We start from the raw sequence: 24649 nt of genomic DNA, 5'->3' as shown, positions 1-24649 counted from the left end.
AGTTAGCTTTGCTATACTCTTTTTTAAGTAAAACTAAATAAAAACCATAATATAATAAGTGCTCCGCACTAAAATAATATTAGTGTTATTGAAAAACTTATTGGAAATTAGTTTCCGAATTCACTCATATAATTAGCTATAGAGTGGCAATCATATTGAATAATATTATTTAGCTCTATGTTTCTACCTTTATATTTTATTCTTTCAGCAAATCTTTCATTTATAGCAGCTATTAAAAGTTGCTTCCCTTCTTTGTTAAGCCAAACTCCTCCTTGAATATCATCAAACATTTCATTCTTAACTTTTCTTTTACTAAACAATTTAAATACTACCTCATCCATGTATCCCCTATACATTTCAATTATGTCAAAAGTCAATGCGGTTTTATTGTAATTGTCTGTATGTATAATTCCTATGTATGGATCTAAACCTGCTATTATACATGCCTTCTCAACATTGGAATATAATACTCCATATGCATAATTAAGCATACAATTAAACATATCCTTTGCTGGATTTTTACTTCTTCCTGAGAATTCATACTGCTTAGGTATCAATTTTCCTAACGCATTAAAGTATACTCTTCCAGCAGTTCCTTCATGACCTTCTATGCTATTTCTCACCTCATCAATAGGTTTGTCTTCTACTTTTAATATTTGCTGCCTTTGTTCTTCCATTTTAGATATAGCCTCTTCAATAACTTCTATTTTATCTTCTTTTCTATTAACTTTTAATTTTTCTAAATGCTTTATTTGGTTATCCACCTTTTGACATATCCATTCTTTTACCATTTTAGTTCCCAAATCCATATCAACAAGTTTTAATTGTTTTCTTCTGATTGTTGATATGCTACCTAATTTTGAATGCCACACTCTCCCGAATGGTTGCCCATTATATTCCAAAAATACTACATCTATATTATTTTCCATAGCTAACTTTAAAGCATCTGTACTTACCATAGCCGATGTAGTAATTAAAATTCTCTCCACCTTTTTGCAAGAATACTCATTTTTTTCATTACCTATTTTAATTTGAAATCTATCATTTACCTTACTTATGTAGGCTCCTCTTGAATTTATAACTAGTTGCATAAACCTCCCCCCTTTTAACACAACTACTTTAATTTGTATAATCATTTACTTATTTACATTTATTATACATTTAAATTTTATTGATTTCAAATTAATTTACTAAATATTAAAATAATTCTCTAAATTATATTCATATTTAAAATATAATCTAGAGAATTATTTTTAACCCTTTGTAAGAATACCTTCTTTAAGCTTCGCATACTACAACTTCGGTAAAAAATTATTTATGTTTCAATCCTTATTTTAGTGGAATATCTTCTTTAAGTACTCCTTATCTTCTCACGCTTACAGTTCCTAATTGGTTTCAATCCTTATTTTAGTGGAATATCTTCTTTAAGGGGAAATCACCGATATTATACTGCAATCCTACAACGTTTCAATCCTTATTTTAGTGGAATATCTTCTTTAAGACACCATGAATATCTATTAGTTCTTCCCCCCAAAAGTTTCAATCCTTATTTTAGTGGAATATCTTCTTTAAGTATAGCTTTTAACTACTAAAGGCATATGATAACTTTGTTTCAATCCTTATTTTAGTGGAATATCTTCTTTAAGGACAGAACAGATCATGGAATGTAACTGCAAGAATTGGTTTCAATCCTTATTTTAGTGGAATATCTTCTTTAAGAAATATGACCGCAGAGTTACCCAATACCGAAGAAGGGTTTCAATCCTTATTTTAGTGGAATATCTTCTTTAAGTAGGTTTGTTGCGGAAGATGGTAGAGTATTATGCAAGTTTCAATCCTTATTTTAGTGGAATATCTTCTTTAAGACTAAGTTTTCATCTTCAAGGGTTTTAAGTTTCTCTTGGTTTCAATCCTTATTTTAGTGGAATATCTTCTTTAAGAATTATACCTCTTGAGGTGGCTTGTCCCAACGGTTGTTTCAATCCTTATTTTAGTGGAATATCTTCTTTAAGCCTTTTGTGGGAGACTTTTATTTGGGGTTGAAGTAGGTTTCAATCCTTATTTTAGTGGAATATCTTCTTTAAGTAAAATTCCTTAACTATTCCACTGAATATATGAAATAGTTTCAATCCTTATTTTAGTGGAATATCTTCTTTAAGGCTAAATACATTCTAAGATCTACAGTAGTTATAGCTGAGTTTCAATCCTTATTTTAGTGGAATATCTTCTTTAAGAACTACTAAATTATGTGACTATACCTGCAGGTACTTGTTTCAATCCTTATTTTAGTGGAATATCTTCTTTAAGCATCATAATTCGTGTTTACTGATAACCCATACTCAAGTTTCAATCCTTATTTTAGTGGAATATCTTCTTTAAGCAGAGATTACTACAGATTAGTAGAATTAATTTTAGAGTTTCAATCCTTATTTTAGTGGAATATCTTCTTTAAGCCCCATTCAGTGTGCAGTACTTATTATTTTTATATAGTTTCAATCCTTATTTTAGTGGAATATCTTCTTTAAGAAATGATAATAGAAGAAGTAATTAGCTACTTAGAATGTTTCAATCCTTATTTTAGTGGAATATCTTCTTTAAGTTAACTCCTGTTATATGCTTTATATTGCATACACTGTTTCAATCCTTATTTTAGTGGAATATCTTCTTTAAGTTTAAGTCGCTAATTACTAACTTTTTACATGTAGAATGTTTCAATCCTTATTTTAGTGGAATATCTTCTTTAAGTTTAAATCCTCTTTTATTTTATAAGACTTATTTCCTAGTTTCAATCCTTATTTTAGTGGAATATCTTCTTTAAGGTCAAGTGTTTTTTGTAAGTTTTATTAATTTTTCTTGTTTCAATCCTTATTTTAGTGGAATATCTTCTTTAAGCTACTGCGTTTTTACTAGCATTGCCACCAGCTTTATGTTTCAATCCTTATTTTAGTGGAATATCTTCTTTAAGAGCCGATACGTGTGATTTTGATACGTTTAAATATTGGTTTCAATCCTTATTTTAGTGGAATATCTTCTTTAAGCTGGTTCAGGATATGAGTATGGGAGAAGTACGAAAGTTTCAATCCTTATTTTAGTGGAATATCTTCTTTAAGCACTATGCCTCCATTATATTATTATTTGGAGGGAAAGGTTTCAATCCTTATTTTAGTGGAATATCTTCTTTAAGTTACAAGCGTTGCAATATTGTACGCATTTAACTTAGTTTCAATCCTTATTTTAGTGGAATATCTTCTTTAAGCCATGTGGTAAATTTTCCACCATGGTAATGTTTTTGTTTCAATCCTTATTTTAGTGGAATATCTTCTTTAAGATTTTTTAATTTCCATGAGCGTTACCAGAAGCTATAGTTTCAATCCTTATTTTAGTGGAATATCTTCTTTAAGTAATTTATTTTTAATTTTTTATAGTCTAAAGCAAAAGTTTCAATCCTTATTTTAGTGGAATATCTTCTTTAAGTGTGTGTAGTTATTATGTGTAATATGTAAGTATAGGTTTCAATCCTTATTTTAGTGGAATATCTTCTTTAAGTTAGCCATAGCTTTAATATAGATAGTATACAGTATAGTTTCAATCCTTATTTTAGTGGAATATCTTCTTTAAGTTTTAAGATACCCTTCTATTTCTTTTCTTAAATCATGGTTTCAATCCTTATTTTAGTGGAATATCTTCTTTAAGCAATTTCCACTCCCATTTCCCATATTATCCAATTTGTTTCAATCCTTATTTTAGTGGAATATCTTCTTTAAGAATAAAAGATTTAAGCTAGATAATGTGTATTCTTAGTTTCAATCCTTATTTTAGTGGAATATCTTCTTTAAGAGCTTAACTCTTATAGCTCCTAACCTTTCAAGCTATTGTTTCAATCCTTATTTTAGTGGAATATCTTCTTTAAGTGCAATTCTTATAACTTCATTTGATTTAAACTTTTTGTTTCAATCCTTATTTTAGTGGAATATCTTCTTTAAGAATGTGAAAGTTCAATGCAAATAGCTCATGGCCATATAAGGTTTCAATCCTTATTTTAGTGGAATATCTTCTTTAAGCCTTTATAAGCTCTACATTCTTCTTTAAGATGGAGCTTCTTACAGTGTAGAAGAGCTTGCACTAATGTTTCAATCCTTATTTTAGTGGAATATCTTCTTTAAGTGCCTCCCATTAGTCACCATTGTCTCCTTCCTCTTTGTTTCAATCCTTATTTTAGTGGAATATCTTCTTTAAGAAGCACTCCAGTTTCTCCTGGCATTAATTCAGCAGGTTTCAATCCTTATTTTAGTGGAATATCTTCTTTAAGCCCAACTCGACACAATAACAGGAAACTTTTTGATTTGTTTCAATCCTTATTTTAGTGGAATATCTTCTTTAAGTATAGGTCATGTCATTATCTTTGGCATATTTCTCAGTTTCAATCCTTATTTTAGTGGAATATCTTCTTTAAGCTTTAATAGTAACTTCCAATCTTACAATGCAGCAACTGTTTCAATCCTTATTTTAGTGGAATATCTTCTTTAAGGACTCAGAACCGACACAGAATTAATTGCATGACTAGGTTTCAATCCTTATTTTAGTGGAATATCTTCTTTAAGTCAATTAGCTTTATTATTTATTATCCCAATTTTACCCGTTTCAATCCTTATTTTAGTGGAATATCTTCTTTAAGAAAATATCGTCTATTGTTATACCTTTTAACTTTTCGTTTCAATCCTTATTTTAGTGGAATATCTTCTTTAAGAAGAAGAATTACAAGAAACTTCCTACGAAAAACTACGTTTCAATCCTTATTTTAGTGGAATATCTTCTTTAAGTTTTCATGTGACAATTGTGGAAATATAGCAAAACAGTGTTTCAATCCTTATTTTAGTGGAATATCTTCTTTAAGTTTTACACCCACAATCTGAACATAATTGAGAACTTGGTTTCAATCCTTATTTTAGTGGAATATCTTCTTTAAGAACTTTTTCCGCACCACATTTATTTACATTATTTAAAGTTTCAATCCTTATTTTAGTGGAATATCTTCTTTAAGCAATACATTTTTTATTCTTTGTTTCAACATATCCTTGTTTCAATCCTTATTTTAGTGGAATATCTTCTTTAAGTTCAAATACTTGAACTTCATTGCTATTGCTCATTATGTTTCAATCCTTATTTTAGTGGAATATCTTCTTTAAGTTTGAATTCCTTGACCTTCTTGGGGAACAGTTTCAAGGTTTCAATCCTTATTTTAGTGGAATATCTTCTTTAAGACCCTTGCAATTGGATTGACTGCTGATATTAAGATCGGGTTTCAATCCTTATTTTAGTGGAATATCTTCTTTAAGAAGAAGCAGAAGAACTTCCAAAGTGGCTGCTTCCAATGTTTCAATCCTTATTTTAGTGGAATATCTTCTTTAAGTTTTCACCCCCTAAACAAAATATCTTAATAATTTAGTTTCAATCCTTATTTTAGTGGAATATCTTCTTTAAGCTTCACCCCCTTCAGAACTGCCGGCTGCGGGAAACTGTTTCAATCCTTATTTTAGTGGAATATCTTCTTTAAGTTTCACCAATAGAAGAAAAACCATCAACAACACTATGTTTCAATCCTTATTTTAGTGGAATATCTTCTTTAAGTTTTGGCAGCCTAACGAAGGGTTTTGGGGGACACTGTTTCAATCCTTATTTTAGTGGAATATCTTCTTTAAGCCTTCACCCCCTTCAGAACTGCCGGCTGCGGGAAACTGTTTCAATCCTTATTTTAGTGGAATATCTTCTTTAAGACTACCACCAACCGAACCTAATTCAGAAAGTTTATTGTTTCAATCCTTATTTTAGTGGAATATCTTCTTTAAGTCGCAATTATTGAGGCTTTTTTCAATAGGTTTTTTGTTTCAATCCTTATTTTAGTGGAATATCTTCTTTAAGTCTAAACGGCATAAGTTAGGAAGAACAGAAGAAACGTTTCAATCCTTATTTTAGTGGAATATCTTCTTTAAGTATTTTTTCTTTGCTCCTAGTGGGGCTACTTCTCTGTTTCAATCCTTATTTTAGTGGAATATCTTCTTTAAGGGGATTACAACCCAAATGCTTATGATGAATTGACAGGTTTCAATCCTTATTTTAGTGGAATATCTTCTTTAAGTGTTCATATTGCTTGGGCTATAATTGAATGGGTTTAGTTTCAATCCTTATTTTAGTGGAATATCTTCTTTAAGAATATAAATTTTATCTTTATATTTATTCCTAAATTCGTTTCAATCCTTATTTTAGTGGAATATCTTCTTTAAGAGAAGTGCATTTAGGTAAATATGTTAATGTATCAGGTTTCAATCCTTATTTTAGTGGAATATCTTCTTTAAGAAATACAATACAAACCAAGGCAAACAAGTAAAATGGTTTCAATCCTTATTTTAGTGGAATATCTTCTTTAAGATTTTCACCCCCTAAACAAAATATCTTAATAATTTAGTTTCAATCCTTATTTTAGTGGAATATCTTCTTTAAGCGCAAACGTTGTAGTTAATAATGTTAATTATGTTGGGTTTCAATCCTTATTTTAGTGGAATATCTTCTTTAAGCTCCAAATTTAGAAGAAACACTGGACTTCAAAGAATGTTTCAATCCTTATTTTAGTGGAATATCTTCTTTAAGTTTTAATTTTATTTGTCACACCTTTGTCACACATTGTTTCAATCCTTATTTTAGTGGAATATCTTCTTTAAGTTTTGTGCCTCATCTAATCCACTAAATTTATCCCTGTTTCAATCCTTATTTTAGTGGAATATCTTCTTTAAGGATTTCACACTAATCTTAGATGAAAGCAGTTTAATGTTTCAATCCTTATTTTAGTGGAATATCTTCTTTAAGTTCCCAATAATATTTTAAATGGTTTTGAAAGTCTTTGTTTCAATCCTTATTTTAGTGGAATATCTTCTTTAAGAAGCAAAAACGCTAAAACTTAACAAAAACAAGCAAGGTTTCAATCCTTATTTTAGTGGAATATCTTCTTTAAGAGTGGGATGAGGTTCAGAATGATTTTCCTGCTACTGAGTTTCAATCCTTATTTTAGTGGAATATCTTCTTTAAGGATGACGGATTTTGGGGGGCAATTGAAAACCATTTGTTTCAATCCTTATTTTAGTGGAATATCTTCTTTAAGCGCTCTTAACTGCAAAATCATAACCGCCAGTAGCAGGTTTCAATCCTTATTTTAGTGGAATATCTTCTTTAAGAAAAGGCTTATTAAGGAATTGCAAGAAAACAATAGTTTCAATCCTTATTTTAGTGGAATATCTTCTTTAAGTTTTGACGGCAAAAAATATCTACATAATTATATAGGTTTCAATCCTTATTTTAGTGGAATATCTTCTTTAAGTAATATTTTATAACTTTACAGAGGAAATGCAACAGATGTTTCAATCCTTATTTTAGTGGAATATCTTCTTTAAGCTTTTATGTCCATTCCAAAATTAGGTTTGTATGTGTTTCAATCCTTATTTTAGTGGAATATCTTCTTTAAGAAATGACATTGAAGCTGGAAGAGTTAATTTAACTAAGTTTCAATCCTTATTTTAGTGGAATATCTTCTTTAAGCGTAACTTTACCAATGTATATTGGGTTTTTGAGAAGTTTCAATCCTTATTTTAGTGGAATATCTTCTTTAAGACCGATTACTAATGTTATCACATTTAGTATTTGTACAGTTTCAATCCTTATTTTAGTGGAATATCTTCTTTAAGTTCCAAAAGCAGAAAAATTCAGTTTGTGTCAAGAAAGTTTCAATCCTTATTTTAGTGGAATATCTTCTTTAAGTTTTCCTATTCCTGCTGGAGATTGCTCAGCTTCTATGTTTCAATCCTTATTTTAGTGGAATATCTTCTTTAAGTTTAGCGCCTTCATCAATTGCCCTTATTTGTGCATAGTTTCAATCCTTATTTTAGTGGAATATCTTCTTTAAGTATTAGCATTAATAGGAGAATCAGTTTGGGAAACATGTTTCAATCCTTATTTTAGTGGAATATCTTCTTTAAGCATTATTAATCATATAACTGTGATTATCTTTTATATGGTTTCAATCCTTATTTTAGTGGAATATCTTCTTTAAGCCTAAAGAAATGTTATCTCAAATCAAGGAAGACTCGTTTCAATCCTTATTTTAGTGGAATATCTTCTTTAAGAAATTTCTATTTTTTGATTTATTAACAACAACATTGTTTCAATCCTTATTTTAGTGGAATATCTTCTTTAAGTTATAGGTTTTTTCTTTTTTTTATTTCTAATATCTTGTTTCAATCCTTATTTTAGTGGAATATCTTCTTTAAGAAAATATCAATTATTTTTACTAAAATTGTTTTAAAGTTTCAATCCTTATTTTAGTGGAATATCTTCTTTAAGCAAAAACACCCCCCTACAGGAATTTCAACTTTTTAAGTTTCAATCCTTATTTTAGTGGAATATCTTCTTTAAGAGGGCAGAAAATTAACAATAGAACCAAATAAATTAAGTTTCAATCCTTATTTTAGTGGAATATCTTCTTTAAGTCAATTATATCACCCCCAAAACTTTATAATATTATATGTTTCAATCCTTATTTTAGTGGAATATCTTCTTTAAGAAAAGCATATAGTACCCAAAACCAAGCAACAAATAGTTTCAATCCTTATTTTAGTGGAATATCTTCTTTAAGTTTAATCTGTAATTATAGATTAATTGTAAGAATTGTGTTTCAATCCTTATTTTAGTGGAATATCTTCTTTAAGCCTTATTAGCAGTTTCAACATCAGTTATATTATCTTGTTTCAATCCTTATTTTAGTGGAATATCTTCTTTAAGAATAACTCCTCATAATTAGAAAATCCATATTCTTCGTTTCAATCCTTATTTTAGTGGAATATCTTCTTTAAGGTTTTATGGACTAATTCATGATCCTGAGAACACCAAGTTTCAATCCTTATTTTAGTGGAATATCTTCTTTAAGCATGAATAATTCTTTTAAATTACGTATGAAAGAAGTGTTTCAATCCTTATTTTAGTGGAATATCTTCTTTAAGAATAGTTGCGAGTTATCAAGGCTTATTGGTAAGTAGTTTCAATCCTTATTTTAGTGGAATATCTTCTTTAAGCTTTTGGCATCCTGACGAAGGGTTTTGGGGTACACTGTTTCAATCCTTATTTTAGTGGAATATCTTCTTTAAGCGTAAAAAATATGTTCAATCTGTTGTTACTGGTTGGTTTCAATCCTTATTTTAGTGGAATATCTTCTTTAAGAATCACATATCCAATCGTGCGGAACATATTCAATATGTTTCAATCCTTATTTTAGTGGAATATCTTCTTTAAGTAGCAGGAAAATCATTCTGAACCTCATCCCAAAGAAAGTTTCAATCCTTATTTTAGTGGAATATCTTCTTTAAGAGGACTATGAGCAAAAGACTAATGAAGTTAATGTTGAGTTTCAATCCTTATTTTAGTGGAATATCTTCTTTAAGAAAACCCCAAAATGTAACATTAGAAATAACAAGAGGTTTCAATCCTTATTTTAGTGGAATATCTTCTTTAAGGTTACTGGACGCGATAGTTTTATTACTTTTACTTTGTTTCAATCCTTATTTTAGTGGAATATCTTCTTTAAGTAATACAGGCAAAAAATCACCCCCGTGACAATCGCGTTTCAATCCTTATTTTAGTGGAATATCTTCTTTAAGTCAACATCAGTTATATTATCTTTAAAAGTAAAAGTAAGTTTCAATCCTTATTTTAGTGGAATATCTTCTTTAAGGCTTAATTTTTTGCAATACTAGAGTTTTCAATGTGTAAGGGCATTTTGAAACTGAGTCAAAATAACAATTTTTCTATTTTCAAAGAACAAATTTCCTGTGTTTTTTTGCCTCTTTACATACTTTATATTTGCCCCAACCTTAATAATATAAATGGATTTGAGGTTTGTTAATTTTTTCTCACAATAAATTCTATATAATTATCTTCATATATTAATTATAGTCATCTATTCAGTTTTCATAAATATTAAAATAAACTCTAATATCCCTCTTCTTATTATACCACAATATCATATCTATAATAAAACAAAAAAACTTTTACAACTCACTAAAAATAGTTATATTAAATAATTTGTACCTTACCATACTACATATATCTTAATTTCAATTTATATCTAACTATCAAATTCCATATTTAAAAACCTTCACTACTTCACCACCACCCCCAACATCCTCGCCAAATCCGCCGCCTGATACATATTCACAACTGCGCCCCTTAACTCTGCTGCTTCTGAAGATATGACAATGCCCTCCAGCTGACTTGAAGTAAAATCAATTCCCTTTAGAGAGGTTTTAAAAAAGCTTGTTGCGATAAATTGAACCTTATCAAAAGAAACGGATTTTAATTTGCACTGAGTAATCATTGCTTCCGTTAAATCACTTTGTGAAATTGTGATCCTATCAAAATTTACAAAATCAAAATTGGAGTACCTTAAATTGCTATCTATAATTGATACATTAAAAAGGCTGCTTTCTATGAAATTCGCACCTACAGCTTTTATATCAATAAACTCACAACGATTAAAATAACCATTGCTAAAATTACTATTAGACAAATCACAGCATTTAAAAATAGTATCCATAAATGTACTTTTATCAAAAGAGCATTGTATTAATCGGCAGTTCTCAAAAATAACCTGTTTAAAACAAACATCAGAGAAATCAACTCCTGAAAAACTTACTCCCTTTATATGCTTATAGGTAATATCTGCCTCATCTATTTTGCTTTGTGATATTAAGTTCAGTAAATCATCGGTATTTTCTAGCCCCTCGCCAATCCTAGGTTTTATAATTTTCATTTTTCCAATTCCCCTCTTTTATATCCGTAAAATCCCCCTGCAATTAAAGCTATAACTGCCATAATTATTATTACTATTTTATATATTTTCTTCATGGCCCCTGTTTCCCCCGTTTATATCTTAGCAAATTGTTTAATTGATAATTTTTTATATTTTATACACTATTTACTTCTATATAGATTCTTTTTTTCCTTCAAACTTCCATTATGAATTTAGTCTAATAATAAATAACAGCTACCACACAGTAACCTTTAGCCAACAAGTAACAATTGATTAAAGCGTATTAATGGGATAATATATAATAAATTAAATGCAATAAATAAACTCCAGAAAATGCACCACATTAATACTGCTTAATGCTGCACTTTCTGGAGTTTATAATCCTAATAAGCAAAATAATAACTCTCAACCAAGTACTCCCTCTCATACTTAACCGCTAACTTATAAAGCTTTTCCTTCACCTTTTGAGGGTCCTTATATTCATCCATTAATTTTAAAAAATCTCTCTTTTCCTTGTCCGTAGCGCAATCTTTGAAATATCCTTGTCCTTTACTTCCAGCATTATATCCGGCTGATATTTTTCTATTTTTTTATAATAATTAAGGAAGTTTTCTGTTAGAACAAATTTAGAGTGAGACCCGCCCTTTTTATCTGGATCTTTATCTGAGTAGTGTATCTTCATGGCGCCGTCTTCTTCCTTCCAGGTGACCTTAACTCTTTTAAATATATCATCTATATAAGCATCGCTAAACCCTGATACATATGTGTTATTGTTTATATTACATTTTATTCCAATGGCACTTTTATTATTTCCTGAACATTTGCCTGTATTTTTACTATCTGGATAGTTTCTTAGTCCTTCTCTATTTGTCTCTTTAATGTCTGATTGATTTAGATAAGTGTCACGGTAGGTACATTGGTTATAACTCATTGTTGTCTCTTTAGCGTTTCCATAGTTTACAGGAGGATTCAACCTATGATGAAGATTATCAAATACCGCAGGTATGTTCAGTTTATGGCATATTTCTAAAACTTCTTCTATGTTGTAGCACTTGTCATCATTTTCAAGTATGAGTCTTTTCTTAGCACTTGGCGATAATTTTTGAAAGTTATCCACAAATCTTTTCATGGAAAGCTTTTTATCCCCATAAACTCCACCTATGTGTAAAACTATTTTGTGGGTATAATCAAGCTTTAATGAATCTAAAAATTTGCAATGATATTCTATGTCTCTTAAACTATTTTCTAAAACCTCACCGGAAAGTGAATTTAAAACCGTGTACTGGCCCGGGTGCATGGAAACTCTTATGCCTTGCTCCTTTATATACTGCCCAATTTCACTAAGCTGCTGCTTAAAAATCTCCCACCAAGCTATATTATTTATCCTGTGACTTCCAAAGGGAATTATATCCGAGCTTATTCTAAAAAGATATATGCCATTTTTCACATTACACTTCAATATGTTTTTTAAATCCTCTATGTTTTCTAAGGCACACTTAAGGAATCTCTCCTCAGAGAAATTTTTCATCACAAATCCCCTAGTGGTCTTATACGGAACCGTTAAAGGAATACAAGCATACCCTATTTTCATATAACTCAACCCCTTTTCATTGCTCAATTTTCAATGCTCAATGATCAATTAAGTTTCACACCTCTAGTCTTTCTTAAAACCCTTAACTCTCCAGCTATAATTACTATTTCATATTTGCTATTTACTTATTATTTTATATTTATTGCTTATTATTTTATATTTACTATTCGATATTCACCATTTATTATTCATTACTTCATATTTGTTATTTACTATTTATTATTTTTTATTTGATATTTTTTATTTACTATTTTATACCTTAATTTTCCCTCTCCACCCTTAATTCTAAACTCTCAATTCCTAATTTTTAATTCTTAATTATTAATTTCTATTCTTACTTCTTACTTCTTACTTCTTAGCTAATCCCATTACTTATCTGCAAATTTTATATTTTTATTTTATAACTGCGAAAGTTGAATTCTTAATTCTTAATTCTTAATTCTTAATTCCTAATTCCTAATTCCTAATTCCTAATTCTTAATTCTTAATTAATTGTCAATTGTCAATTGTCACTTGTCAATTCTCACTTCCTCTTCCCCTCCAAAAGACACACCCTAGTAACCACATCCCCGCCATACTTTTCCTTCAGCTTGTCAATTGCGCTGTCTAGTGCCTTTTGCTTTTCATCCTTTTCTATATCGAAAAAAGATGGCTGATAATACTTTTGATCTGTTAGGTCCGAAAGGTATATGCCTAATCTTCTTATGGGTTCCCCATTCCAAAGTTCATCAAAAAGCTTCAGTGACACGTCCATTATGGTCTTGGTGGAATCCGTAGGGGTAAAAAGCTTCTTTTGTCTTGAAAAGGAAGTGAAATCACTTAGTGCCATATTTACTGAAACCACATAGCAGCGATTTTCAGATTTTCTAAGTCTAACGCACAGTTCTTCGCAAAGAGATATTAAAATCTTGTGTGCACTTTCCCTGTCCTTCACATCAAAGGCAATAGTTGTGGAATTGCCCATGCCCTTTGACTTAACCCTAGAGTTGTCCTCCACTGGTGAATTTTCAATGCCCCTGGCATAATTCCAAATGGTCACCCCGTGGCTTTTAAGCCTATCCCTAACCAAATTCACATCATATTTTGCCAATTCCCCTATGGTGTGTATGTTCATTTTGTGCAGCTTTGGCACTGTGGCTTTTCCCACCATAAAAAGTTCTTCTACAGGAAGGGGCCACATTTTTTCTTCTATTTCCTCTGGATATAATGTATGAACTCTATCAGGTTTTTTAAAATCTGATGCCATCTTTGCCAAAAGTTTATTTGTTGAAACCCCAACATTTACAGTGAAACCCAGTTCATTTTTTATATGGTCTTTTATCTTATAGGCTAGGTCTAAAGTTTCATTTTTTCCCTTAACCATGTTGGTAAAATCACAAAAACACTCGTCTATGGAGTATCTTTCCACTAGAGGAGTGTAACTTTGCAATATTTTTAACATATCCGCACTGTATTTAAGGTACATTTCATGACGTGGAGGAACTACTATAATTGAAGGGCATTTTTGCACTGCCCAATATAGGGGTTCCCCTGTTTTGATGCCAAATTCCTTAGCCATTTGAGACTTGGCAAGAACTACACCTCTTCTGCTTCTAGGGTCTCCTGCTACCACTGAGGGAACTTCCCTTATGTCCTGACCACCCTCAGTTTTAAGTCGCTCCACCGCCTCCCAAGATAAAAAGGCGGAATTTACATCTACATGAAAAATAACTCTATTCAATGCACTACCTCCTTTTACACTCTTTAACCTTAAAAGACATTGCAGATTTTCAAAAACGTTCTTTAATTTTCTATACGTTCCACACATCCGAAACCTTGAGAGTTTTTAGCTCCTATGCCTGATTGATAGGCTAGGTTTAAAAGCTCTGAAGCTCCTCTCATTACAAACTCGCCGCTCCAAGCTTTTATAACTATTCCGTTATATATAATTACGCTTTCCTTAGGTTTTTTTCTGCTCAAAGGCTCTATAAAAAATCTAGTATCCTTTGGCATATTGCCATAATATAGTTTGTACTTATTTATTAAATTCTTTCTTATTATTTCACTAAATTCCTTTTCATCTGGACTGTAGTAACAAGTTTTATTCTTGCCCTCCACTTTGAAAAGTTTATATACAGTTATTGGTGATTTAGTATACACCTTTATTTCCTCTTCCTTCACAGAATAAAGTGAGGTTTCTATATTGTGTATTTTAATTTCTTGATTTAATATTTTTATGTTTTCTCTCAGTACCAGTGAATTTACTATGCTTGTAAGGAATTTATCCTCATAAGAAGATATAAGTAAATTTGTACCGCTATGATAGGTTATTTTTTTATTGGTTGTATCCATGGTAAACCTACCTTGCAATTTTGAAAAAGTATATAAATCCCTGTTTCTCATTTGCTTTTTGAAATTGTCATCACTTATAAGATCATTGCCTCTTACATTTTGTACACAACTTAATATGGCCCCGTTTATTATGTGATTATACTGAATCGGCAGCTTTATAGGTTGTTCTAATTCTAAGTTTATAGTAGCTCTCATCTTGAACCTTCCTTCGTTTAATCCATTAGACTATATTTTTTATTATCCATAATATAATAAGATGTGCAGGATAAAAAGTATAAAATAAATACTTCATGCTTCTACCTCTTTCACCATTATATCTCTTAATAAGAAATAATGAAAGCAATGAAATACTCTGCATAAGTAACCCCAAAGAATTCGTTAAAACCCCGCTGATGTTCTCTCCCCTGCTTAATGCACTTAAGGCACCTATTGAAAACATCACCGCCACAAATATTACATTTAAAAACACCTGCTTTTTCACCAATGTTTTAAAATCCTCACGATATTTATAAAAAAAGTATATAGTAAATACTCCATAAATTCCATAATACATAAAAACGGACATTTGATATTCGGGTATAGCCCCTCAAATGTCCTAAGTATACCACAAATGAACTGCCACTGAAACAAGCACTAGTATTAATTATCCATAATATATTTTAATGTCTTTTTAAAATTATTTTACTCCAATCCCATCTGTATTTTGGCCTTGCCAGCTCCTTTAAAAACTCCCTTTGAAAATTAACTATCTTTGTTTTTATTTTCTATTTCATCCCAACTCCACTTCTTTTTTGGCTTACCAATATTATCTTTTATCTCCTTCTGGATATTTCTAAACATGCCGTAGCTAAAAAATAAAGAAACAAAGCCAACTATGGTACTTGTAGTTATACTATTTTTCCCAAATTCAATATCTTTTTCTATTGCCACTCTTTTTTCTGAGGATATCTCTTTAACGCTTTTTAAATAATCCATCTGTCCTTTAGTAGCGCTGCCCTGCTACACACCATTTAATGTGCATACTAATGCCACTATTAAAAACCCTATAAACACCATGTTTTTAAATCCATTGTCACTGCCCTTGTATTGAACCACTAATTTTCTAAATATAAATGTAGCACAGATAATAGCTAGAATTACATTTAGTACAATTATAAAAGATATCATATAGGCCCCTCCAAAATAAAATACTTTTATTACATTATACCACTTTTTGAATTTTTCTGAATATTTCCATAATATACTTTTTCTTTGATTTCCCATAATTTTATGGAAATACCATTCATTTTCAGCTTTTATCTCTATTTTTTAGTGCATCATTATATTTACCAGTTATTCACTGAACTTTCGCATATAAATTTTAAGTTCTACACTATACAAGGTAAGAGGTAAAAGGTAAGAAGTATTACTTACAAATTAATTATAAAAAGCTCTTAGAGTTTTATCCTTACCTCTTACTTCTTAGCTATTAGTTAACTGCATTATATTCTATTTCTTGCAAAATTTGTTTTTCTACTTTCTCTATATTTGGAAGATAGCTTTTTAAAAGTTTCATTTTACCCTTTAATGTGTATTCCCCAAGAAAGGCAGGTATCAAAATACTATCTCCTTTACTTATAATCTCCTTTTGGCCAGCGTATTCTATTTCTCCCTGTCCTTCCACGCAAGTGAAGGCAAAAAATCTCTCCTCATCACTTTTTTCTGTGCATTGTTTTTCTATATTGTATAGTTCTAAAGAGAAATCCTTGCAAAGACATAAATAAGTCTTTTCGTATCCATCTTTTTCAACTTTTATGCCATTTCTTTTCTTTCCCTGTAAGCTTAAGTCTATAACATCTAGAGCTTTTTCTATATGAAGTTCTCTTCCCCTATTGTAGTCATAAACTCTATATGTAGTGTCACTATTTTGCTGTATTTCGGCTATTATAACCCCTTCTCCTATTGCATGAATAAGCCCGCTTTTTACAAAGTAAACATCGCCTTTTTTAACAGGTATTCTGTTCATGTATTTATCTAAATTGCCATCCTCCACTGCTTTTTTAAATTGTTCTTTGGTACAGTTTTCCTTAGTGCCTACCACTAAATTAGCTCCTTCAAAGGCTTCTACCACATACCAAACCTCTGTTTTTCCCATTTCCCCTTCTTTATCTTTTGCATAATCATCGTTTGGATGCACCTGCACAGATAGCTTATCTTTAGCGTTTATAAGCTTTATTAAAAGAGGAAACCACTCCTTATTTATCTTTGTTCCTATAATTTTTTCTCCGTATTTATCTATAATTTCATCTAATTTCATTCCTTTAAATTTTCCATTAGCTGCTACACTAATGCCATTTTTATGACAAGCTATATCCCAGCTTTCACCTATATTGCCTTCTGGAAGGTTATCTCTAAACTCTTCCAAATCCCTTCCTCCCCATATTTTTTCATAATATAAATTTTCAAATTTTAATGGATACATAATATCACTCCCTATTACCTCTATAATAACATTGCACTGTTTTATCATTTATTTCTTCTTAAAATATTACTCAGCTATGCTGTCTTCTATAATACCATTATATTATTTTATCACAAAACTTTTACCAAAACCCTAGAATAATCTATGACAATTAGTACTAATGCATACGATTATCCTCAACCGGTATTACATTACTTGAATTATGAAATTTCTCTGTAATGACTTGCATAAAAGCAAAGAAACTATTTAAATTTAATTTTAGAAATTCTTCTTTTAGACAGATAAAATTATCGTAAGCCTGGCAAGGACGCCAGGCTAGCGAACCTGAGGCAGGACGCTGAATGTGAGCGTTAGATAACTTTATATGGCTAAAAGATTAGAATTTCTTAAATTAAATTTATTGTTTCGAGCTTTTATGCAAGTCATGGAAGAGAAATTTCATAATTCCACCACATTGTACCCTTTTGTGCTTTGATCATGGATATTCAATACTCTATGAAAAAAGGGGCAAGAATTTTACTTCTAGCCCCTTTTTAAAATTATTGACTATTTTAACAAGCCAAATTTAAATCCTATTATACCTATTGCAAATAATCCGAATATAATCCAAATTGGATTTACCTTTTTCTTTAGAAGTTTCATACATAAGAATGTTAATAGTAATGGTACTAGTCCTGGTAATAGCTGATCTAGTATACTTTGAACTGTAGTTGTAACCACTTCACCCTTTTGGTTAGTTATCTCTGATATAACCAATGGAATGTTTACAGTAGTCCACTTACTTACTAAAGCTCCCATTACAAATAATCCAAGTATTGAAGCTCCTTCTGTTAACTTCTGAAGTCTGTTACCACCCATGTCTTTAACTATATCAGTACCCTTTTTGTATCCATATTCTATTCCATACCATCTAAATCCTAAACGAATAACATTAAATAGCACGAAGAATAGTAAAGGTCCAAGTATGCTTCCACCCATAGCTAAAGATGCACCAAGTGCTGCTACTACTGGTCTTAAAGTTCCCCAGAATATTGGGTCACCAACTCCTGCCAAAGGTCCCATAAGTCCTATTTTTACACCGTTTATAACACCATCGTCTATGTCAGCACCATTAGCTCTTTGCTCTTCCATAGCTGCTGTAACTCCAAGAATTGGAGCTGTTACGAATGGTTGAGTGTTGAAGAATTCCAAGTGTCTTTTTAATGCTTTCTTTCTATCTTCACCTTTGTATAACCTTTTTATTATTGGTATCATTGAAAAACAATATCCTAAAGCCTGCATTCTTTCAAAGTTCCAAGAACCTTGGTGGAAGTTTGAACGAATGAACATATTTATACGATCTTTTTTAGTTATTTTCTTTTCTAAATCCTTATACTTTTCCATTCTAATCCCTCCTCTTCCTAATCTAACTCATCATCTAAATCATCATCTAAATCTGATTGTACAGCTCCTGCTGGTGCTGCAGCTACTTCTACCTTGCTGTATTTTGGATTTAATTGAATATATACTATCGCAAATACTGTTCCTAAAATTCCTAGTGCAACTAGGTTGAAGTTTGTAAATGCTGCCACTACAAATCCTAAGAAGAAGAATGGCATTAAGTATTTTGCTTCCATCATGTTTATAACCATGGCATATCCAACAACTACTATAAATCCACCGGCAACTCCAAGTCCTCCAGTGATCCAATCTGGTATCGCATTAAGCATGTTTTGAACTACATTTGTTCCAACGAACATAGCTACTAAAAGTGATGGTATTGCAACACGCAATGCCTGTATTAGTAATGCCCCTATATGACATCTATCTATTCCCGCAAGATTTCCCTCTTCAGCGTATTTGTCAGCTCTGTGCTGGAATATAACTGTTAAAGTTCTTGCAAATATAGTCAATACTTGTCCTGCAGCTGCTATTGGAATAGCTACTGCTATACCAGCTCCTATGCTTTGTTTTCCTGCTATAACTATTATAGTGGAAATAATACTTGCAAGGGCTGCATCTGGTGCCATGGCTGCTCCTACGTTCATCCAGCCTAATGCCATCATTTCAAGAGTTCCACCTATTATAACACCTGTTTTTAAGTCTCCTAATATAAGTCCTATTAACGTACATGCCACTAGTGGTCTATGAGTTTGGAATTCATCTAAAACGCTGCCCATACCAGCAATACATGCAACTATAAATACCAATATAATTTGTATAGTGCTAATTTCCATTATTTAGCCCTCCTTTTAATTTTGAATTTACTTTTTAATTATTTTTATGTTAAATTTCACATGTTACATATGTGGTAAAAACCTTTACACATTAATATTTTTCATAAATTTGACTATTTATAAACTTAATTGTACAATTTATTTGGCATATGGTGAAAACCATTACTTTATTCAGCATAACTTCATAATATGGGGGCATATTATGAAGTTATTTTTTAATCTTGTGATGCATATTTTGTACTGTATAAGGAAATACAGAACTAAGCTATCAAATATACCTTTATTAAAATTTTTCTACTAAAGTTTTTTTATTAAATTTCTTCTATTAAAATTTTTTTATTAAAGTTTTTCTATTAAAGTTTTTCTATTAATGGCATTATGTCAGCTTTTGAATCTGTAGCAACTTTTCTTATTTCAAGCTCTATTCCTCTTTCATTAAGCTTTTTAAATGCATCTACATCCTCATCATTTACAGAAACTGCTCCTGTTATTTTTTTCTTTCCTTCTTTGAAAGACATACCGCCTATGTTTACGCTTTTTATATCCACTCCATTTTCAACTAAAGTTAAAACATCTGATGGATTTGTGAAAAGAAACATAACTCTGTCATTTTCATATTTAGGGTTGTTGTAAACTCTAACTGCTTTTGCTAAATCTACCACGTGTGCCTTTATTCCTGGAGGCGCCACCTGTGTTAAAAGGGTTTTTCTTATTTCATCTTGAGCCACATCATCGTTGCAAACTATTATTCTTGAACATTTAGTTTCTTTTGTCCATATAGTTGCCACCTGGCCGTGAATTAATCTGTCGTCTATTCTCGCTAATACAATATTCATTATAGATCATCCTCCTCTTGTGAATTCATTATTTCTTTAAAAGCCTTAATGCTTTCCACTCCGCTATTCTTAGCTATATTAACTAATTCCTGCAGATTAGAAAAACTTCTTGAACCATAAACTTCTAAAAGCATTGGTAAATTTACACCTGTTATTATATCCATATTTTCTTTTCCTATAGCAATTCTACTTGCTGCATTAAATGGACTTCCTCCAAAAAGGTCTACCAAGAAAAGTACTCCATCCTCAGTATCTAATTTGTTTAAAAGCTTCGTATATTTATCCATAAGGTCATCAGAGCCCTCACCTGGTTTAAAAGTTACATATCCAACATTTTCTTGTTGACCAAAAATCATTTCTGATGATTTAACTAATTCCTCTGAAAAATTTCCATGAGTTCCTATTATTATAGCTACCACAACTTCTCCTCCTTTACATACACTTTATTTTAAAACTTACTGTTTTTATCTACCAATAATTTCCACGCATAAATTTTAATTTCTACCTTAAATCAACAAGCATTTTTAATTTAAAATGTAAAATTTAAATTAAATATTAAAATTCCGTAGGAATTTCGAGTTTGCTCATTCATTGTCAATTGTCAACTGTCAATTCTTAATTCTTAATTATTAATTCTTAATTCTCACTTCACTCTTACGCATATATTTATAGCAAAGTCTGTGCCAAAAAAGTGTATCAAAAAACGCCGCTTGCTAAAACCCTTGAAAGTCATAACCTAGCGACGTCAATTTTTTTATTATTTTTTACCTTTAATACACTATTTTAAATTTGAATACACTTTTGTAATCCTTTAACCCACTATAAACATATATTAATACTGTCTAATTACCTTATTAAGTAAATTATCATCCACATAAGCAATGGTGCATCCTCTGAAATACATAAATAGCTTTATAGACAAACCTAGCTTTATAGATAAACTATAAAACTACATAAACATCTCAACTATATAATAAATTTCATCTTCCGTTAGCTGTATATTTAGCTTTTCTTTAAAAATATCACAAGCACCTTTTACTACTTTAAGCATATCCCTATGGATTTTTTCCTTGTCATATTTGTATTCCAACCCATCCTTTATAACCATTCTCTCCAAAGCACAAGCCGTGTGAAGCATCAATCTAATTTTCATAGAATTTGAAAACTCTTTTTCAAAACTTTTTTCTAATACACTTACAAACTCTATTAATACACTAATAATCTTTTCTGGATTTAAGTAGGTTAAAAACTGCTTCAAACTATCTTCACATAGCTCTTTAACTACTATATTTTGCTGCTCATGCCCCTTATCTTGCTTATTATGACCTCTTACTATATTTTTAATTATATTTTCTCCATCTCCATTAATTAAATTCTCCAGCGATATGAAGGGTGCTTCTATTTTAGGATTTATTGCACCTACTGTTGCTAAAATAGGCTGTTCCTCTGCTATTTTATCCAAATCTTCCTTCATGTTTTTAATACCTATAGGTACTATTTTTACTGGTTTTTCTGATACATTGCGTACAATATCCTCCACCAGCTTTTTAAGCTTTAGGGCAGCTCCTTCTCCTGTGGTGCATAGTGTTACTATTACCCCTTCACCAGGTTTAACTTTTTCTTCAATTTGACTTGTGTATCCCTTAAAATCCTTTAAAGAATTGTATATACTATCTAAGTCCATTTCAAATATACTTGATTTTCTAACAGCTTCTAAAACTAAAGGAGTAGACACCATTTCTAAGGTTCTAGTTTCTATACCTGTTTTTTCAGTAATAATGCTTCCAAACCCTGTAAGTGACCCCATGTCTACTAGTATCAATGCCCCCTTGCCTCTCTCCCTTTCCTTTACCTTTTCAGTGATCTTCTCTAAAATTTCTTTTGGACTTACTTCTAGGGGCATATCTATAGCCTCTACATTTTCATCCTCCAAAAGCTTTTTGACTACACCCACCATGCTGCTAGCAGTGCTATTGCCGTGAGCTGCCACTATTACTGCAACCCTGCCCGTGTTTGTAGTGTCTCCTGCAGAACTTAAAAGCAACGTTAAGTACATGACCTCAGGCTTTGGAACTTTAATTTTAAATCTTTCCTCTATCATGGTTTTTACTTCTACTGCAACCTTGTATTCCTTAGGATTATCCTCAACTATGCTGTCCACATTAGTGTGTTTAAGTTCTGTTTTTTTCTGTATTCTATTGAAGAATGCACTTAAATGAAGGCTTAATGCATATAAAAATCTATCAGTAAATTTTCTATTTAATCTTTCCTCTGCCACCTTTTGAACTTCTTCTGCAAATGCAAGTATGTCATTATCAACAATTTTTAATATTCTCTCTCTATTTTTCCCATCTGTCTTAAATTTATCATAAAAACATTTAATATGTACATTTATATCTGTGGTTATAAATTTGTTTATGCTTTCATTGTCCATGCCCTCTTCTCTTAGCACCGCGGCTTTATCCTCAATTATTTTATAAAGGTTAAATGGAGGTTCGTAAGGATCCTCTTCTATAAGTTCTTTGTAGCCTTGAGGTGTTATAACCAAATGACTTGGCACTAGTCTCCAAAGCTCTTCTGATTCTTTTCTTCTAGCTCCCATGGAAATAAGCCCATTTTTAATGTTGTTTGGCAATGTTTTAAAATCTATTTCTATACAGTTATCTGTATTTATGCTGTTTAAGAAGCCCTTTGCACATATGAGCTGAATATTAGATTTAAGCTGTCCTATATTTCCATAGGATGTACTGCCTATTAATGCCTTTACTGCTTCTGAACTTATCTTTATGGCCTTATTCACCCTATGCGCCTCATTAGACAATAAGTGCTTTATTATGTCTACCTTATCTTCCATAGGCCTTTCATCAAAATTCGGTATGGTGATAGTTATTGGGATTCTTCTTATAAATGTTTTTAAAAGTGCTGAGGCAGGATCTTCTGTAGTGGCTCCTATTATGAAAACATTGGCCTTTCTTTTTCTCTCTGTTTCCCCTAATTTGTTGTAGGTGCCTGTGTCCATGAAATAAAATAACATTTCCTGCCCTTCTGGTGGCAATCTGTGAATTTCATCTAAAAACAGTATTCCCCCATTGGCCTTTTCCACCAAGCCTTGCTTCTCTGTATCAGCCCCAGTAAATGCTCCTTTAATATGTCCAAATATATGGGATAATAATAACTGCGGATTGTTATAATAGTCTGCGCAGTTAAAAACTACAAAAGGCGCATCCTTAGATAATTTATCTATATATCTAGCATAGTTATACATCATATTGGCAAACAGTGTTTTTCCAACTCCAGTTTGACCCACTATAAGAGTGTGCAATCCATTGGGAGGATACAGTATTGCTGCCTTAGCCTGTTCTATCTGATTCTTAAGGCTGTTTTCTGCTCCTATAAGATAGTGAAAAGGCGATATCTCCTGGTTTGCTTCATATTTCCCTGTTATTTCACTTATATTTTCTAATTCCAAAATTTCCTCTGGTATTTTCTTTTGTATTAAATTTTCAAGACTATTTCTATGAAAATACAATACAGGCCTTCCCTTTATTTTTATTAATTTTCTCATTCTGCAAAGTTCATTTAATTCCTTGCTGGCATTATTTCTAAGTATATTTAGATCCTCTCCTATTTCCTGAGCACTAAATCCCCCTATTTCCTTAAGCTTATCCATAGATACATTCTCTGATTTTTCCTTTACATAATTGTATATCTTATCTATTCTTTTCATATGTTCACCTTCTTTCGTTACAATAATCATAACCCAGTAAGTTTTATATTTACATATTATAAACAGAGCTCTAACCTTCAGATGGAGTTTTTACTCCATCTGAAGGTTAGAGATCGTTATCCAGGGACGTAGCTGCCGTTAACTTCCACTTTTTTAGAAGTGGGAGTGTTACGGCAGGTAGTCATCGGATCAATTTAACCCACACAAATCACTGAAGTTTTGGGTCATTTTCTGTAAAATTTAATTTTGGTGTTACCACATATAATATACTTTTACCTAAATAATATAATTTTACTTATACAATTTAATTTTACTATAATACTTGTTGTATTGATACATTTTAAATATTAGTCAGCAATTCATAACTGAATTAATATTATTTTACTGTTAATTTGTGTTTTTCATTTGGGATAGCTTTTAACTTAACTTCTTTAATTTAAGAAGTTGAAATACCAATTGTAGATTCAAATTCCTTGACAGGAATATAGTTACAGTGTTTCACACTATATTTGTCCTATAAATAACTTGAAAATTTTTCTAAGAAGCTAATTTCAGCTCATCAAGTATTAATTCTATGGGTACATTGTTTTTAGCTTGCTCATAAATAAAATGCACTAATTCTTTAGCCGCTAGGCTTT

At 31.0% G+C, this 24649-nt stretch carries 15 protein-coding genes and 1 CRISPR repeat array; all 15 genes read right to left on the bottom strand.

Going from position 1 to position 24649, the window contains the following annotated elements; translation table 11 throughout:
- Positions 1–107: 107 nt before the first annotated feature.
- The 15 genes from cas1 to FGK85_RS10085 all read right to left on the bottom strand — a co-directional run bounded on the left by cas1 (position 108) and on the right by FGK85_RS10085 (position 24011).
- A complete protein-coding gene (gene cas1 / locus FGK85_RS10150) occupies positions 108–1091 on the bottom strand; it encodes a CRISPR-associated endonuclease Cas1 (protein WP_138206258.1) in 984 nt (327 codons plus the stop codon).
- Between the two features lie 228 nt (positions 1092–1319).
- Positions 1320–9772: a CRISPR direct-repeat array (repeat unit 37 nt; unit sequence GTTTCAATCCTTATTTTAGTGGAATATCTTCTTTAAG).
- A 426-nt stretch (positions 9773–10198) separates the two neighbouring features.
- Positions 10199–10849: a pentapeptide repeat-containing protein gene (locus FGK85_RS10145; protein ID WP_138206256.1), complete on the bottom strand. Its 651-nt coding sequence runs from the start codon at positions 10847–10849 to the stop codon at positions 10199–10201.
- Positions 10850–11232: 383 nt separating this feature from the next.
- Complete coding sequence (locus FGK85_RS15855) at positions 11233–11427, bottom strand: DUF1722 domain-containing protein (protein ID WP_138206260.1); 195 nt, start codon at positions 11425–11427, stop codon at positions 11233–11235.
- Positions 11343–12440: a UV DNA damage repair endonuclease UvsE gene (uvsE, locus tag FGK85_RS10135; RefSeq protein ID WP_138206254.1), complete on the bottom strand. Its 1098-nt coding sequence runs from the start codon at positions 12438–12440 to the stop codon at positions 11343–11345. The genes FGK85_RS15855 and uvsE overlap by 85 nt, the downstream gene beginning before the upstream one ends.
- Positions 12441–12963: 523 nt before the next feature.
- Positions 12964–14160, bottom strand: coding sequence for a DNA polymerase Y family protein (locus FGK85_RS10130; protein ID WP_138206252.1), 1197 nt, complete (start codon positions 14158–14160; stop codon positions 12964–12966).
- 62 nt (positions 14161–14222) lie between these two features.
- Positions 14223–14966, bottom strand: a complete 744-nt coding sequence (cas6, locus tag FGK85_RS10125) for a CRISPR-associated endoribonuclease Cas6 (protein WP_138206250.1) — start codon at positions 14964–14966, stop codon at positions 14223–14225.
- Between the two features lie 25 nt (positions 14967–14991).
- Positions 14992–15324, bottom strand: a complete 333-nt coding sequence (locus FGK85_RS10120; RefSeq protein WP_171011390.1) for a TraX family protein — start codon at positions 15322–15324, stop codon at positions 14992–14994.
- Between the two features lie 188 nt (positions 15325–15512).
- Positions 15513–15746, bottom strand: coding sequence for a hypothetical protein (locus FGK85_RS10115; RefSeq protein WP_138206246.1), 234 nt, complete (start codon positions 15744–15746; stop codon positions 15513–15515).
- A 24-nt stretch (positions 15747–15770) separates the two neighbouring features.
- Positions 15771–15938, bottom strand: a complete 168-nt coding sequence (locus FGK85_RS15370; RefSeq protein WP_171011389.1) for a hypothetical protein — start codon at positions 15936–15938, stop codon at positions 15771–15773.
- Between the two features lie 301 nt (positions 15939–16239).
- Complete coding sequence (locus tag FGK85_RS10110) at positions 16240–17232, bottom strand: type I phosphomannose isomerase catalytic subunit (protein ID WP_138206244.1); 993 nt, start codon at positions 17230–17232, stop codon at positions 16240–16242.
- A gap of 546 nt (positions 17233–17778) precedes the next feature.
- A complete protein-coding gene (gene manZ / locus FGK85_RS10105) occupies positions 17779–18615 on the bottom strand; it encodes a PTS mannose transporter subunit IID (protein ID WP_138206242.1) in 837 nt (278 codons plus the stop codon).
- A 17-nt stretch (positions 18616–18632) separates the two neighbouring features.
- Complete coding sequence (locus FGK85_RS10100) at positions 18633–19442, bottom strand: PTS mannose/fructose/sorbose transporter subunit IIC (protein WP_341472479.1); 810 nt, start codon at positions 19440–19442, stop codon at positions 18633–18635.
- A gap of 359 nt (positions 19443–19801) precedes the next feature.
- Entirely contained in the window at positions 19802–20284 is a 483-nt protein-coding gene (locus FGK85_RS10095) for a mannose/fructose/sorbose PTS transporter subunit IIB (protein ID WP_138206238.1), read from the bottom strand.
- On the bottom strand, positions 20284–20703 hold the full coding sequence (locus FGK85_RS10090; RefSeq protein WP_138206236.1) for a mannose/fructose/sorbose PTS transporter subunit IIA: 420 nt from the start codon (positions 20701–20703) through the stop codon (positions 20284–20286). Before FGK85_RS10090 ends, FGK85_RS10095 begins: the two co-directional genes overlap by 1 nt.
- A 530-nt stretch (positions 20704–21233) precedes the next feature.
- Positions 21234–24011 (bottom strand): sigma-54-dependent transcriptional regulator, encoded by a 2778-nt coding sequence (locus FGK85_RS10085; RefSeq protein WP_138206234.1) that lies wholly within the window; start codon positions 24009–24011, stop codon positions 21234–21236.
- Positions 24012–24649 lie beyond the last annotated feature (638 nt).

Origin of the sequence: Haloimpatiens lingqiaonensis, from assembly GCF_901447495.1 — a bacterium.
GTDB lineage: Bacteria > Bacillota > Clostridia > Clostridiales > Clostridiaceae > Haloimpatiens > Haloimpatiens lingqiaonensis.
The sequence above is the reverse complement of the archived record's forward strand: the minus strand, read 5'-3'. Positions and strand labels throughout refer to the sequence as shown.

Bases quoted from the DNA above. Each gene is read 5' to 3' on its own strand.
- cas1 (WP_138206258.1), bottom strand. From the start codon at position 1,091: ATGCAACTAGTTATAAATTCAAGAGGAGCCTACATAAGTAAGGTAAAT.
- FGK85_RS10145 (WP_138206256.1), bottom strand. From the start codon at position 10,849: ATGAAAATTATAAAACCTAGGATTGGCGAGGGGCTAGAAAATACCGAT.
- uvsE (WP_138206254.1), bottom strand. From the start codon at position 12,440: ATGAAAATAGGGTATGCTTGTATTCCTTTAACGGTTCCGTATAAGACC.
- cas6 (WP_138206250.1), bottom strand. From the start codon at position 14,966: ATGAGAGCTACTATAAACTTAGAATTAGAACAACCTATAAAGCTGCCG.
- FGK85_RS10120 (WP_171011390.1), bottom strand. From the start codon at position 15,324: ATGTATTATGGAATTTATGGAGTATTTACTATATACTTTTTTTATAAA.
- FGK85_RS10115 (WP_138206246.1), bottom strand. From the start codon at position 15,746: ATGGATTATTTAAAAAGCGTTAAAGAGATATCCTCAGAAAAAAGAGTG.
- FGK85_RS15370 (WP_171011389.1), bottom strand. From the start codon at position 15,938: ATGATATCTTTTATAATTGTACTAAATGTAATTCTAGCTATTATCTGT.
- FGK85_RS10110 (WP_138206244.1), bottom strand. From the start codon at position 17,232: ATGTATCCATTAAAATTTGAAAATTTATATTATGAAAAAATATGGGGA.
- manZ (WP_138206242.1), bottom strand. From the start codon at position 18,615: ATGGAAAAGTATAAGGATTTAGAAAAGAAAATAACTAAAAAAGATCGT.
- FGK85_RS10095 (WP_138206238.1), bottom strand. From the start codon at position 20,284: ATGAATATTGTATTAGCGAGAATAGACGACAGATTAATTCACGGCCAG.
- FGK85_RS10085 (WP_138206234.1), bottom strand. From the start codon at position 24,011: ATGAAAAGAATAGATAAGATATACAATTATGTAAAGGAAAAATCAGAG.